Origin of the sequence: Peribacillus deserti (assembly GCF_002863585.1) — a bacterium.
GTDB classification, from domain to species: Bacteria; Bacillota; Bacilli; order Bacillales; family DSM-1321; genus Paraperibacillus; species Paraperibacillus deserti_A.
Genome location: NZ_PGUY01000002.1, coordinates 90,969 through 105,391, shown reverse-complemented (window position 1 = coordinate 105,391; position 14,423 = coordinate 90,969). Strand labels below are relative to the sequence as shown.

At 43.6% G+C, this 14,423-nt stretch carries 11 protein-coding genes and 2 pseudogenes; 7 read left to right on the top strand and 6 right to left on the bottom strand.

All coding sequences use genetic code 11. The features are described from left to right. The first annotated feature begins 738 nt into the window (after positions 1–738). Genes CUU66_RS00835 through CUU66_RS00825 form a run of 3 tightly spaced genes read left to right on the top strand, consistent with a single transcriptional unit; the run spans position 739 to position 3,588 of the window. Positions 739–1,620: a helix-turn-helix domain-containing protein gene (locus CUU66_RS00835; protein WP_180955099.1), complete on the top strand. Its 882-nt coding sequence runs from the start codon at positions 739–741 to the stop codon at positions 1,618–1,620. Positions 1,621–1,662: 42 nt separating this feature from the next. Beyond that, on the top strand, positions 1,663–2,325 hold the full coding sequence (locus tag CUU66_RS00830; RefSeq protein ID WP_101639788.1) for a hypothetical protein: 663 nt from the start codon (positions 1,663–1,665) through the stop codon (positions 2,323–2,325). Positions 2,326–2,340: 15 nt separating this feature from the next. Next, positions 2,341–3,588 carry an efflux RND transporter periplasmic adaptor subunit gene (locus CUU66_RS00825; protein WP_101639787.1) on the top strand — a complete coding sequence of 416 codons (1,248 nt, stop codon included), beginning with the start codon at positions 2,341–2,343 and terminating at the stop codon, positions 3,586–3,588. A 48-nt stretch (positions 3,589–3,636) separates the two neighbouring features. On the opposite strand, the pseudogene CUU66_RS00820 reads toward CUU66_RS00825, so the two are convergent. Continuing rightward, positions 3,637–4,850: pseudogene (locus CUU66_RS00820) on the bottom strand (ISL3 family transposase). A gap of 585 nt (positions 4,851–5,435) precedes the next feature. Continuing rightward, the gene (locus CUU66_RS00815; RefSeq protein ID WP_257967861.1) at positions 5,436–6,014 is read right to left on the bottom strand and encodes an REP-associated tyrosine transposase; all 579 of its coding nucleotides are present in this window, start codon (positions 6,012–6,014) and stop codon (positions 5,436–5,438) included. 106 nt (positions 6,015–6,120) lie between these two features. Here CUU66_RS00815 and CUU66_RS00810 point away from each other — a divergent pair, with 106 nt between their 5' ends. The 3 genes from CUU66_RS00810 (at position 6,121) to CUU66_RS00800 (ending at position 11,754) form a co-directional block, all read left to right on the top strand. Next, positions 6,121–7,737 (top strand): SWIM zinc finger family protein, encoded by a 1,617-nt coding sequence (locus CUU66_RS00810; RefSeq protein ID WP_101639786.1) that lies wholly within the window; start codon positions 6,121–6,123, stop codon positions 7,735–7,737. Beyond that, on the top strand, positions 7,727–10,636 hold the full coding sequence (locus CUU66_RS00805; protein ID WP_101639785.1) for a DEAD/DEAH box helicase: 2,910 nt from the start codon (positions 7,727–7,729) through the stop codon (positions 10,634–10,636). The genes CUU66_RS00810 and CUU66_RS00805 overlap by 11 nt, the downstream gene beginning before the upstream one ends. 785 nt (positions 10,637–11,421) lie before the next feature. Further along, the gene (locus CUU66_RS00800; RefSeq protein ID WP_101639784.1) at positions 11,422–11,754 is read left to right on the top strand and encodes a ribonuclease E inhibitor RraB; all 333 of its coding nucleotides are present in this window, start codon (positions 11,422–11,424) and stop codon (positions 11,752–11,754) included. Between the two features lie 58 nt (positions 11,755–11,812). Here CUU66_RS00800 and CUU66_RS00795 read toward each other — a convergent pair. The 4 genes and pseudogenes from CUU66_RS00795 to ssb form a co-directional block, all read right to left on the bottom strand. Then, positions 11,813–12,283, bottom strand: a pseudogene (locus tag CUU66_RS00795) (helix-turn-helix domain-containing protein); the annotation flags it as partial. 150 nt (positions 12,284–12,433) lie between these two features. After that, positions 12,434–12,544, bottom strand: a complete 111-nt coding sequence (locus tag CUU66_RS24645; RefSeq protein ID WP_257967860.1) for a hypothetical protein — start codon at positions 12,542–12,544, stop codon at positions 12,434–12,436. Between the two features lie 312 nt (positions 12,545–12,856). Further along, positions 12,857–13,168, bottom strand: a complete 312-nt coding sequence (locus tag CUU66_RS00790) for a hypothetical protein (RefSeq protein WP_101639782.1) — start codon at positions 13,166–13,168, stop codon at positions 12,857–12,859. 97 nt (positions 13,169–13,265) lie between these two features. Further along, positions 13,266–13,592, bottom strand: a complete 327-nt coding sequence (gene ssb, locus CUU66_RS00785; protein WP_101639781.1) for a single-stranded DNA-binding protein — start codon at positions 13,590–13,592, stop codon at positions 13,266–13,268. 309 nt (positions 13,593–13,901) lie between these two features. On the opposite strand from ssb, the gene CUU66_RS00780 reads away from it, so the two are divergent. Then, complete coding sequence (locus tag CUU66_RS00780) at positions 13,902–14,336, top strand: YwpF family protein (RefSeq protein WP_180955098.1); 435 nt, start codon at positions 13,902–13,904, stop codon at positions 14,334–14,336. Positions 14,337–14,423: the final 87 nt, after the last annotated feature.

Below are 14,423 nucleotides of genomic sequence, written 5' to 3'. Positions count from 1 at the left end.
GATCGTTATGGATAGCCACATAGGTATTATCTTAGTTATCGGAAGGATATTTATCTTATAAAAACCAATGCTTACTATAAAAAACAAACTTGCAAAACCAATGGCAATCAATTTTTCACCTGGCTTTCCTTAAATCGCGGATTTTTATTAGCTATTATGGCCAATAATGTAGTCTTTCACAATTAAAGGAGTGGCATGTTTGTCAGAAAAATATACGTTGATTTAGGTGGAACCATGATGGATTTTGTATTGGTGAGCTATTTTCCAGCTCCTAGGGGAGACCTCGGAGCACAAATTTTGTCAGAAGGAAACCCCATCATGGCGATGGGTATGTAAAAATAAACAAAAAAATCCCGCAGACGGAAGCCTGCGGGCAACGGGATACTGGTTTTCGCCAGTTTCCCAAGTGTCGAGTACTAAAACTAAGGGTTTGAAGAACAAATACTAACTACAATAAAGGCGATTTTGACTCTGTTTGGTTCTTCCAGCCATCTCACTTTTCATATAAACTGGAATAGATTAACATGGAAGAAAGAGTAAAATTTCACTTTTCCTTTATGTTTGGAAGAAATAACGAGTCAGTACTGTTATTTAATCATAATTTTTTATTTACTCAAAATTCTATTAATAGCCAAATACTAGACTTTTTAACAGTAAAAGGGCTGTTTTTTGGTAGTTTCTAACGTATTATCTACTATTATATAATTATATGAATATTAGGAAGAGATGAGGTACAAAATGGACTTTTCCTTAATCGGACAGAAAATACGTGAGGTACGTATGCACCTGGGTCTTTCCCAGAAGGAAGTGTGTGACGGCATCTGCAGCCAGGCCCAGATCAGCAAGATTGAAAAGGGCGAGGTCTACCCTTCCGCACCCACTCTCTATCTTATTACCAAGAGGCTCGGCCTTGATTTAAACTATTTCTTTGAAAAGGGGATAACCCAGAGGCAGGATTATGTGGAAGAGGTAAAAAAACAGCTTGCAGCGGCTCGAAGAAACACAAACTATCAGGATGTCAGGGAAATTGTAAAATCCGAAATAAACAATCCCATTTTCACAAGCAGCAAAGAAAATTTCCAGCTGCTTCTGTGGAATAAAGGAGTTTACGAATATACTCTTGAGAAAAAACCTGAGAAAGCGCTCAAAACTCTGCACGAAGCTCTGTCCTTAAGCCATAGCAATGATAATGTATGGACCGAGAATGAGCTCGCCATTATAATGTCTATCGGCGTTATATATATGGATGAAAATCAAATTGATGAGGCAATTGAAACTCTCAAAAAGGCAAAAAGATATGTTAATAATCGTCTGAACCTGGAAGACAAGACTATCATTCCGAGACTTCACTTCAATCTATCAAAGGCTTTATACAAAGCTGAACTCTTCGAGGAATCAATCGCATGCTGCAAGGAAGCGATTGAATGGCTGATTAAGCAGGATTATATGTATCTTCTTGGCGAAATTTACTACAATATGGGATATAATTATGAATTAATGAGACTCGCTGAAAAGGCAATTTATTATTATGAACGATCCATCCTTATCTTTGAACTGCAAAATCGTTTAGAGCACATTGATTACATAAAAAACAAAATCGCAGCTTTAAAAGAAAATTGATTTTAAGGGCAAAAGGTGCCCGATCTTACGGAGGCTTCCATCATGGTATATCGTATCAGAGTGTTAAAAGGAATGGCCGAACCTAGCATTTTCCGCTATGGATTAAGCAGTGCCGAGGCTTTATCCGGACTAAGGATCCGCGTAATTCTTGCCATTCTCGCAAGTGCTATTTTATTTACGTTAAGCGGATTTCTGGGTATTGGATCCGAATCGATTTCGGGCCAGATCACTAGACTCTCACCATCTGAATTTGAAACGTCCAAACTAGTCTTTCTCAGCGGCCAGCTTCTATCGGGATTACTTTATGCAGTTATTATTCTATTTTTCTTCGGGTTATTTTTTCACGTCCTTTTTGATATGGACTATAAAAAAATCCTGGCTGTGCAGCTGATCGTTCTGTCGATTGGACTTGTGAACAAGCTCATCTCCATGCTTTTGGCCGTTTTTGCAGGACTAGGAACTTCTGCCTCTCCTTTTTCATTCGGAGTGATCGGTCATTATGTAACGGATTTTGAGCCGGTGCTATTTTTCCTGGGCCAGATATCCATCTTCCAGATTGCCATTATTGCTTTTCAGTTTTACATGTTCCGCTCACTATCGGAGAAAAAACCAGGATTCATTCTGCTGATTCTTATTCTTCTCCACATTTTGTTCTGGATCATACAAGCTGTCTTGCTGGCTATCAATCTAGGGAAGTTTTTGTAAGAGGAGGAGAACTTGGTGAATAAAAGGCTAAAAACATTGATTGCAGCGGTTCTTGTCCTTTTTATTGGACTTAATATGTATTTGATATATAAAGAGGATAATAAAGTAAAGCGTACTTCTTATGTGAAGACATGGAATGAAGCTAAAAAAGAGAATCTGGCCAAAACGCTCCCTTCTAAGGGTGTCGTGATTCCCTCAGAGCAGCAGTTCGTACAGCATGATCCTGCAAAAGGCAGCTTTAATAAGTTTCTGGTTGAGGAAGGAGAAAAAGTGCAGGCGGGTACCCCTCTCTACTCTTTCACTCCTGAGGATAGTGTTGAATTGGCTTCACAGCTGGAGGCCGAAAAAACGGCTGTACAGGGGGCCATTGACAGTACAGAGACACATATCCAAAGCCTGACAAGCTATAAGTCTTCGATTGGAAGCGGCACATCGTCATCGGTAACCTCCGCTTCAACGACATTAACTGACACCGAAGCAGCAGACGAGGATATGAAAGCTTTCGAAATCGAAAAGGAGCTTTATCAGCTGGAATCCGATAAGTCGCGCTTAGAGGCTCAGCTTTCCAGCATTGAGACTCAGCTTTCTTCCTTACAATCGTCCGAAACGGAAATCACGGTGGAAAGTGAAATTGAGGGTACTGTGCAGGAAATCCGGCAGGATCTTAAAAACCCGCTTATTACGGTTTCCAGCTCCTCCACATCCGTAGAGGGAATTTTATCCGAAAACACCCGGAAGTCCCTAAAAGAAGGCATGAAGGTTAAAGTGGAAGCCAAAAAAGGAAACGGCAAATCTTCCGGAGAGCTGGCGGATGTTGCTGACACTCCCGATAGAGACCCGCACGTCAAAAAGAAAAGCCAGTATACGTACACAGCGACCATTGAAAACCAAAAGCCTTTTACGCTGATCGGCTCGCATGTGGACGTGCAGATTATCACCAAAGAGGTTAATGGTGCGATTACAGTACCAAAGGGCGCTATTTTTAAAGAAAAGAAAAAGCACTATGTATATGTGCTCGGCCGGGATGGATTGGTGCGTAAGACAAAGGTTGATGCAGGAATCAGTTCTGGCGGAAAGCGAGAGGTCAAATCCGGGCTGAAGGCTGGAGATGTAGTCGTGCGAGACCCCGAAGCAGTTGTAGAAGACAAAGGTCTATTCTTCACTCCTTTGCAAGCAGGCAAAGTGCGGAAAGCTGATATTAAAGAAATATTTGAGGGCAAGAAATGGATAATTCCCTTCTTTACCGGCATTAAAGAAGGCTGATAAACAGGTTCTCCGTCAAATGTTGGGGTGACGACTCGAGTTGTCACCCTATCCAATGTGAACTCCAATTCCTTTATACTGATGTGTCAATAAAATCTTAGCCCTAAAACGGTCGAAACTTCTAAAACCAAAGGCATTCCGTTTCAGCACCTTAGTTGAATTATTTATTCCTTCTAAGAACCCATTGGAATAGGGATAAATAAAGCTATTTAAGATTTCTGGCTGCCAGTTTTGCAGGGTTTTTATCGCCTTATTCATTTCAGGAATTTCTGATCTTCTTACCAGTTCATAAAACTCGTATAATTCCTCTTTTACTTCTCCCATTTGGTGGGTCCCTTTTTCCTTGGCATGTGAAAACCAAGCCTGATAGGCTTCTTTTAATTCATAGGCTCTTCTGAGCTCTTTAGACATCTCTAAATAACGCTCTAAATGCCATCGTTCCTCTTCATTTAGCTTGGTACTCGATTTATGGAATACGTGCTTCATCCGTTTACATTTCTTCCGATCATAATCGTGAAAAGACTGCTGGCACCGTCTCCTTACTCCATCAAGTGCCCAATGAATATATCGGCAGAAGTGAAACCGGTCGGCAATGATGATCGGACGCCCCAGCGCGGATTGGACAGCTGCCTTGAAGGACTGGCTCATATCCATTACGACCATCTGTACCTGGCTTCCATATTTTTGCAGATAGTGCTTAATCGTCTTTTTATAACGATTAGGGAGAATGTCAATCGGTTTTCGGGTAACAGCGTCCGCAATGATGAGCTGATACTTTCCTTCCCTTGTGTCCCCTTTATATTCATCTATGGCAATGACCGAAGGTAAATGTTCTACAGTTCGGATCTCGCTGCGAGCTACTTGATCAAATCGGCGAACAATCGTAGTGGCCGAAACACCATAGTTTTCGCCCGTTTCCTTGAATGTCTTACCTTTTACAGCTCGAATCATGAAGCCTGGTTCCACTCTATTGAAGTACGCTGGTAGCGCTGAACAATCGAATTCTTCTCTGAAAACCTTTTGCCGCAGCTACAGGCATAACGTCTTCGTTTGTAAAAGATTTGGGTCTGCCTCTCGAACCATTTTAAGTGATGTATTTTTTGAATACGGTAGTCGTGGACACGGCTTGTTCTATTTTGACAACTAGGACACCGGTGCACCTTCCGTTCCACCTCTACATAAATCCGGATAACTCCACCTACATCTTCGATTCTAGTAGGGATCACCCCTTTTAAACCCGGGATATTCATGATAAAATTCATATGCACGCAACTTCATTCCTTTACTTGTTTCTGGACAATTCAAGTATAAAAGAAATGGAAGTTTGCGTGTTTTTTTTTGCCTCTGAATTTTTCCTCAACCCCAACAAATATTATAGAGCCGATAAACAAAAAAAATTCCTGGGCATCAACATGAGCTCAGGAATTTTTTATTTATTTAATCGTTTCATTTTATCCAAGAATTCTTTAGTCAGCCTCTTCTCGCCTGAAGAGTAACTTTTTTGTACAGGTTTCTTCATCTCTGTAGAACGAGAAGTACATAATCCAGTAAAAGCCTTCAATCTGTCCGATTCCCCTTTGCTGTTTTCTCAGTTGCCATCATGTCCGTCCAATGCTGCCTTCCCTCTATTTACCCGCCCTTCACAAAACTAAACATAAAAAATAAAAAAACTTTAAAATTTGTGGGGACTGTCCCCCATTTCCCGAGGAGACTTACACCCCTTTTCCGTTGCTGCATCAGCTTTTTCTAACCAATTCTTATGGGGACAGTCCCCTATTTCCCAAGGATGCTTGGGGATGGGGCTGCCGTTTAAAATGTAGTATAATGAAGAAATGGGTTCTTTTATTTTAGCGGGTTTTTGCTTTGTCCTGTGCTGGTTTGTTCGCTGGATCCTCTGTTCGGCTGTCTACGTACAGCCTGTAGTTTTGAGGACTGTTGAAATAAAGCAAGATGAGGTCAGGGGTGGCAAACCTGTCTGGCTGGCCTTGTAAGAATGCCCGGTAGCTGCTCCATTTATAATCTTCGGGCTTCTCCACAAGATGCGCCCTTAAGGGGTTGAGATGGATATAGCGGCTGGTCTTGACCAGATATTCAATGGAATCAATCATTTCTGCATGGTATCTTCCTTGAAAAACATGTCCATCCTGTTGATAGCGCTTGTTAAAATAAATGGCGTAACGGGTATTTAGTTTACTCATGATTAAATTAGTCGGTTCACTTATTGTTTGCAGCAGTAAATGAACGTGGTTGCTCATTAAACAGTAGGAATGAAGGAAGAACTCATGTTTTTCCCTTGTTTCTTCTAACATAGTTAAGTACGTATTCCGGTCCTTGTCATCAAGGAATAGATCCGCCCGGCGGTTGCCGCGGCAAATCAGATGATACGCGGCACCTGGATACCAGACTCTGTTTTTTCTAGCCATCATTTCGTGGGGGACTGTCCCCATAAGAATGTTAGTTTAATAGGGTTTTTGAGCTCGGGAAATAAGGGACAGTCCCCACAAAGGGTGCTGTCTGTCAGGGGGTTTTAGTTTGGAGGTTTTGCATGTTGGGGAGGCTTTGCTTGAGGTTTTGAATCCTCACGATGAGGTTGTTCAGGTCTCTGTTCAGCAGGGGTTTTCGCTGTATACACAGGGGCTTGTTTATCGGCTTGCAGATTATGAGGATCATGTGACGGCAACCGTTCAGGATCTGGTTCCAGCCAAGGTTGTTTTTGATATGAATAATCCTGCAAACAGCTCATGTTCCTGTGATGATGGATTGATGTGCCGACACCAGATCGCAGTGTTCCTTGCTGCTTATTCCAAGAGGGCAAGCGTGCGCCTGTGGATTGACCGCTGGAAAAGCAAACAGGAGGAGGCCGAAGCTCCTATAGAAGAAGAAACACTTGCTCTCACCAGCGCAAGAGATGTGCTGGAACAGAAAAAAACGTTCAAAAGAAGCTTTTCTTCCTGGAAAGGCTATATCGATAAAACATTTGACCGCTACATCTTGAAAAATAAAACAATGCCGGAATATATGCTGGACCGGATGTGGGGCAGCTTTAACCAGAAATTGAAAGAAAAAGCCCCCATTGAACGGGAATGGCGCCATCTGTATGATTTTGTATCTTTGTATGTGGTGCTGCTTAACTGCTTGAAGCTGATCAAATCAGACCCAAGCCCGAAGGTATCGCTGTCCTTCTTCCATGACCTGGCTTCCAATTCAGCCGAAGAGCTGCAGGAAATCATCCCCTCGATCGGGAGGCAGGCTCAGCCATTTGCTTTTGATGAATTTTTGGAAGGCATTAAAGACGAAGCCTGGCAGCTGCTTGAAGGCGGTTCATCTCTTCAATATGAACGAGTCGACTTTTACCGATCGCTCTGGAGATATTTATTAAAAAAATCCGCCTGGCGGTCAAAGGAAATCAAGCGGCTTGAAGAAGCACTGAATGAAAAGCATTCAGAGGCACAGACCGCCTCTTACCAAATCGCGCTGATTCATTTATTACTGTTAACAAATCAGGACGAACAGGCTATGGAGCTTCTTGGCGGGCTGCAGGCCTCAGCCAGTCCCTTTTTATACGCATGGCTCCAATATTCCATTGAAACTGGCAATGAGAAACGTGCAGCTCTTTTCATTGAGCACGTGATCAAACGGGTGAATCCCTTCTTGAGTGCTTTAGTCTCCTATTATGAAAGAACTGATTTTGTCAGGACCTTTTCCATGCCGATCCGGGTGTTCTGCCAGGAAACCAAACGGAGTGATCTGCTCGAGAGATTTTACCGGGAGACTCTTCCCTACAGTTACTATGAGTACTCTAGGGTGCTTTTTGACCGGGAGGAATATCAGAAATGGGTGGAGCTTCAGATGTTTTCCGGAGAAACCCTCACCCTGACTGGAAATGAAAGTTTAAAAATCTTACAGGCAAAGGAGCCTTCCCTTCTTCTTCCTTTGTATCATCATGCAGTACTCTCTAACCTTGAGCAGAAAAACAGACAAGCCTACAAAGCAGCTGTCCGTTATCTGAAAAAGCTTAAGGCACTGTATAAAAAGTTAAAGCAGGAAAACCGTTGGGATGAATATATTGAAAATCTATCCGTATCGACTAAGCGTTTACGAGCCTTTCAGGAAGAATTGCAAAGGGGTAAGCTGATTCATGTTGAATAAAACGAAAATTCATATAGATGTCCAGCAGCATGACAGCGGGCATTTTATCATCATAGGAAAAGACGAAAATAATCATAACATCTCCATGAATTCATTAAGAAAACTCATTTTCACCTGGGATGCTTCAAGCTTTTATGGAACGATGCTGGATACAAAAGGCTTTGAAAAAATGCCTGGAGTTCCCGTAGATGCATGGAGCCTCCTGAATGTTTTCGGCAAGGAAACGTTCAACAGCTTTGTCGAGTGGGATTGGAGCGATTTCGCAAGCTTCTGCTTATCAACCGCACACCTTCTCCTTGATGGATTTGAAAAAGGCGTGCCTGTCCCCGACTTTGCCCGCCTTCAAGGCGATGAACAAGGCTGGAGCCTGCCGAAGACGATGCTGGAGGAGTTTGATGCTGAATTCTGGGAAGAAGATATCAACATTCCCCAGGCCACTATCGGGATTACAAATAAAGCCGAGAAGCAGAAAACCAAGGAGTTTTTGGATAGCTGGTATAATGCAGCCGCTTCCCAGTACCTCTCGAAGCATGCCATGAGCCAGGACCGATGGAAACGCACGGTTCTGGAATTCTCTGAAACACGCCTTGAACCCAGCGAACTGCAGGCATATTTTACAGAGGACCGCTGGCAGAAATGGCTAAAGCTAAAAGTAGATGAAAAGCCATTCACCACCTGTTTGCGAATCACGGAGCCGCCTGATGGCGATGGTCCCTGGATTCTTGAAACGATGCTCAGATCGAAAAAAGATGAATCTGTGCTTATTCCATTCCCGGGAACAGGCAGAGGTAAAAAGCCTCCAAAAAGCTGGCAGCCTTACCTGCCGCAGGCTGAAGAAGAGGTTAGAGGCTGGGCTGGCGTCGTCCCTTCTCTTCAAGAAGAGGACTTCCTCAAACGGGAACTGGATGAAAGTGAAGCATGGGAATTTTTAACAAGTGAGAGTGAGAAACTTATTTTTCTGGGTGCGGAAATTCTGCTTCCTTCCTGGTGGCAGGCGATCCGGGATGCTTCCTTTAGAATCAAGGCCCGCGTAAAAAGCACGCCTTCATCAAGGGGTCCATCTTATGTAGGACTGCAGGCGCTGATGGACTTTGACTGGCGCTTTTCGATGAATGGAGTGGACTTTTCAGAAGAAGACTTCCAGAAGATGGTGGAGGAAAAAAGACGGCTGATTTACGTTCAGGGACAATGGGTGAAGCTTGATCCTTCGTTTATCCGCCAGATTCAGGAAATGATGAAAACTGCGGACCGAAAGGGACTGCAGCTGAGCGACCTGCTGCATCAGGAGCTATCTGGTGCTGAAGAAGACGAAGACGTGGAAACCGATGATCCTAATGAAATGCTGAAAATTCAGTTCGAGCTGAACCAGGAATTAAGAAAACTCATGTCTTCTCTCAGAGAAACTAAGTCGATCCCGATGATCAATCCTTCAGAAGAGCTTCAGGGTACCTTAAGACCCTATCAGATTCAGGGTCTCAGCTGGCTGTATTTCCTGCGTGAGCATGGATTCGGCGCCTGTCTTGCGGATGATATGGGTCTTGGGAAAACAGTCCAGATTATTGCCTATTTGCTTAAAGTACAAGAAGAAAATGAAAAAGTTGTTCTCGGTGAAGAGGAAGTGGGCGGCAGGTCTGTTGTGAAAACCTCTCTGATCATCTGTCCGACGTCCGTGCTCGGCAACTGGCAGAGAGAGCTGGAGCGGTTCTCACCGAATCTGAAGGTCTATCTTCATTATGGCAGCAATCGGCCAAAAGGCGAGGATTTTTACAAGACTATTGCCGGATACGATGTTGTGCTCACTTCTTACGGAATTACCCATCAGGATTCTGAAGAACTGGAGTCGACCCACTGGTCGAGCGTCATCCTGGATGAGGCGCAGAATATTAAAAACGCCGGCACCAAGCAGTCCAGGGCTGTCAGAAGATTACGGGGCACCCATCATATCGCTTTAACCGGAACACCGATGGAAAACCGTTTGAGCGAGCTGTGGGCAATCTTTGATTTTATCAACAAAGGCTATCTTGGCACACTTGGCCAGTTCCAGGAAAAATATGTGGCTGCCATCGAACGCGAGCAGCAGAAGGGTAAAATCAAAGAGCTTCAGAATTTAATTCAGCCATTCCTGCTGAGACGAACGAAAAAGGATAAAGAAGTAGCGCTGAATCTGCCGGATAAGCTGGAGCAGAAGGAGTTTGTCCCGCTTACTGGAGAACAGGCTTCCCTTTATGAGCAGCTGGTGAAGGATACGTTCTCAGAGATTGAGAAATTGTCTGCTTTCGAGCGGAAAGGGTTGATTTTGTCCCTGCTCGGCAAGCTAAAGCAGCTTTGTGACCACCCGGCCCTCTATTTAAAAGAAGGCGTGGAACACAATGAGGCTGAGCGCTCCGGGAAGCTCGAGAAACTGCTGGATCTGGTAGATGCCGTCCGGGAGCAGAGCGAAAGCTGCCTCATCTTCACTCAGTATATCGGGATGGGAGAAATGATGAAGAACCTGCTGGAAGCGCGTTTCGGGCTTGAGGTGCCTTTCTTAAACGGAAGCATGTCAAAGGCCAAGCGTGATACACTGATCGCTGATTTCCAGGAAGGTAAATTCCCTATTTTTATCCTGTCCTTGAAGGCCGGCGGAACGGGCCTTAACCTAACGGCTGCCAACCACGTGATCCATTATGACCGCTGGTGGAATCCTGCCGTCGAGAATCAGGCAACCGACCGTGCCTACAGAATCGGCCAGACGAAATTTGTGCATGTGCACAAGCTTGTGTCCACAGGTACGCTGGAAGAAAAAATTGATGCCATGCTTGATAAAAAGCAGGCATTGAACGATGAAATATTGCAGGGCGAAACCTGGCTGACGGAGCTTAGTGATAAAGAGCTTTTGGATTTGGTAGCCTTATCTTAAAGATCAGGGGATGTCCCTTATATGGTGGAGGAACCGTAAAACTTAGCGAGTACCTTTTAGAAACTTCTTCATTGGTGTTGAAGGACCAAATCCAGAGTGCGCCCTCATCGGCGTTATGAAGGACTAATTCCAACGTGTACCCTAAAGAAAGGTCCTTCATCGACGGTATGAAGTACTAATTCCAACATGTACCCTACAGAAAAGTCCTTCATCGACGGTATGAAGGACTAAATCCAACGTGTACCCTGTAGAAAAGTCCTTCATCGGCATTATGAAGGACTAATTCCAACGTGCACCCTACAGAAAAGTCCTTCATCGGCGGTATGAAGGACCAAATCCAACGTGTACCTTACAGAAAAGTCCTTCACCGGCATTATGAAGGACTAATTCCAACGTGTGCCCTGGGGAAAAGTCCTTCATCGGCGGTATGAAGGACTAATTCCAACGAGCACCCTACGGAAAAGTCCTTCATCGGCGGTATGAAGGACTTAATCCCACGAGCACCCTACGGAAAAGTCCTTCATCGGCGGTATGAAGGACTAAATCCAACGAGTACCCTGTCGAAAAGTCCTTCATCGGCCGGTATGAAGGACAAAATTCAGTAATACCGTAGAGTAATATTTTTTCATTTAAATAACGAAGATTTATATTTGTATAAGGCCTGTCTGATTGTCCGTTTCTTTGGCGGATTAGGATAGGCTTTTTTTGTTAAAGGGCCCTTTTTTTGAAGGGACACGGTAACATGTAATGAAAAAGCTTTGCTAAAAGAGGTGACCATTACAGAAATGAACTTATTCCGCAGGAAGTTTCCTAACTACGAGGCTGGCCAAGTATTAAAAATGCTTTATAAACAAGGCGTAGATTTTAAAAAACCGCAGGATGTAGACTTTTTCATTGCGGTTCCTGATAAGAAAAGTGGTGAATCTATTGTAAAGGCATTAGAAGCAGACGGTGTAAGTTACAAGCTGGAACAAGATGAAGAAACGGAAGAATGGACTTGTCTCTGTTATGTAAACCTGCTTCTTAACGAAGATATTGTTAATATCCAAAAGCGGCTTGATAGCCTAAGTAGCCCTTATAATGTTTACGTGGACGGCTGGGGAGTTATGATTGAATAATGTACAAAAGAAAGCAGCCAGAAATCCTCGTCCTGGCTGCTTCTTCGCGTTGTTATAATTACTGGTTAGATGATTTCGCCAATCGCTGATATTTAGCGATTTCATCCTCGATATCAAGAAGCTTCATCTGATATTCTAATTCCAGCTTCTTTTTTTGTCTTTTCAGGGATTCGATTTTTTCTTCGTAGTCCTCAGGAGTCGGTTCCTCAGGCGGTGTGTATCCAAAGTCGGAGCTTTTGATTTTGCTAAGGCTCTTCGCTAGAATTTCCACGCCAAGTCCTGCCATATCCTTTGCCTTCTGGTTTGCCAGGATATTAGATCCTACCAGTCCGATCAAGTTCTGCATTTTGGAAAGCGAAGTTCCGGGAATGGCAGATTTCTTTTCTACAAAGTCTTCCAGCTTACTGTCATCCACTACATAGCTTTTTCCGTCTTGAGTGGCTTCAAGCTCCCCAGTGCGGATCCATCTGCGGACCGTTTCCTCAGAAACATTTAACATCTCACTAATTTCTTTTGTACTTAACATGGTGCGCCTCCTCTATTGGCAAATCCTTCATACACATAATGTAACACATATGCGTGTGTATGAGCAAATGTTTTTGGCTGTTCTTTTTCGACACATTCCCGCACGCAAAAAAACTCCCCTTCTTATGAGGAGAGTTTGATTATGGGCTGCTGACTATTTTCTGTAGGAAGCCATCTTACCTTGCTTACGCTGATCCAGTACTTTTTTTACAATGGGGTACACGACAGGCGCCCATTTAATAGCCGTAGAAATTAATTTTTTCATGAGTCTTACCTCCTTTGATGATATTATGCGTATTCCCGGATACACCTACTAACAAACCTGCCGAATTAAGGAAGGACCTTATAACCATAAGAAAGGACTGCTATAGCAGCAGTCCAAATGGGGATGGATGTTATCATTCATTCTCTCTGGGGGAGTAAAGCGAGGCTTTGTCTTACGTGGAATTGCGGGGAAAAATAGGTTTGGATGAGATCATGATCTGGTTCTGAATTGCTTTTGAAAGTATGTTCCTCAGAGGTTACAAGTCTGTTTGTATAGGTTTCGAAATACTTTGCTAACGCCGCTCATTGTTTCTTATGCATTTTCAAAAGAACCTGCGAACTCGGAATAGCTCATTCTTCCTTCCGCAAGAAACATCCTCTGATTCAGCTTTTTTCTTAGGTATGCGTGTTCCAGTGTGGCCAGCCGTTCTTCTATATGCTGATTTTGAAATTTGAACTGTCCAATATCAGTCTCAGCTTTCTCCAGCAGAGCATGGAAGCTTTGCAGCTGTTCCGCACCCGTTAACGTTTTCATATTCGTCCTGCCCACGAACTTAATCAAATCCGTCAGCAGTTCCTCCACCCGCTTCATCCGGGCAGCACTTTCCTTACAATCTTGGCACACTATGTGTTTCCACCTCCTTGGGAAATAATCGGGAAATCGGGGACTGTCCCCACTCGTTTGGGAAATAATCCGGGAAATGGGGGACTGTCCCCATAGGTTAGGCTGGTTTTGGGCCGAGGAACCGGACGGATTCGGCGATGACTTCGGTGACGTAGATTTTTTTGCCTTCTTGGTTGTTGTAGTTGCGGGTCTGGATGCGGCCTGTTACTCCCAGGACAGATCCTTTTTTGCAGAATTGTGTTGTGTTTTCGGCTGTTTTTCTCCAGAGGATGCAGTGGACGAAGTCTGCTTCGAAGTCTCCCTGTGCGTTTTTAAAGTTGCGGTTTACGGCTAATACTACTGTAGATACGGCTTTCCCTTCCGGCGTATACCGAAGCTCGGGATCCTTCGTGAGCCTGCCGACTAAGGTTACCTGATTGATCATGTACCTCCCTCCTTTCTCTGTTGTGTGTCTATCATAGTAGAATGGCACCACTCACGTAAAATAGGACTAACGCCATATTAACCCTGGATCCTGCCCTTAAATACGGATTTTATATAAGGGGAAAAATCATTTTTCAAAACCTGATGACTTCAAAAATCCCTTTTTCATTGTTTCGAGCTTTTTTTACAAAAACATTTCGACATTCGCTAGGACATTTCATGCCCTGTAATTCTTATGCTATAATGGATAAAATTACGTTCGCTCGATTACACCGTATCATCAGACTTTTACACGAAATGGAGGCTAATGATGAAAACCTTTAGATTAATGACGCTTCAGTTTGTAACTAAAGAGCAGAAATTAATTTCAGTAAACTTGGAAGACGGGTTGATTATCAATAAGGAAGATGAACAGAGTCGTTGGCTTATTGAAGCTTTTATAAGCAAAGAATCTTTTGCGTCTATTGAAAAGGAAGTAAATGCTGATGGAAAGATTTTTGTCATGGCCGTTATTTCTAAAAAAGGAAATGACCCTGTGCTGTTTGAAACAAGCGTGTGTTCTGCGGCCGAAGTGGATGGCGCGATCATTCTTCTCCTAGAGGGAGTGATCAAAAAGGGAAGGAATAAATACGCGGAACTCCTGTTGGAGGACCTGATCAATCAAGGCCTGCAGGGAGACCAGCTGCTGGATGCCTTCAAACTAAGAATTCATGCAAAGCCCGTTATTGCAGCCTTAAGGGATTAAACTGCTGCTGTGAGCGGCCATGTCTTTTTACGGTTACAAAGGTTCATGTAATTAAATAAAGCAAAACAGGCCTTCTTAAGATGAACT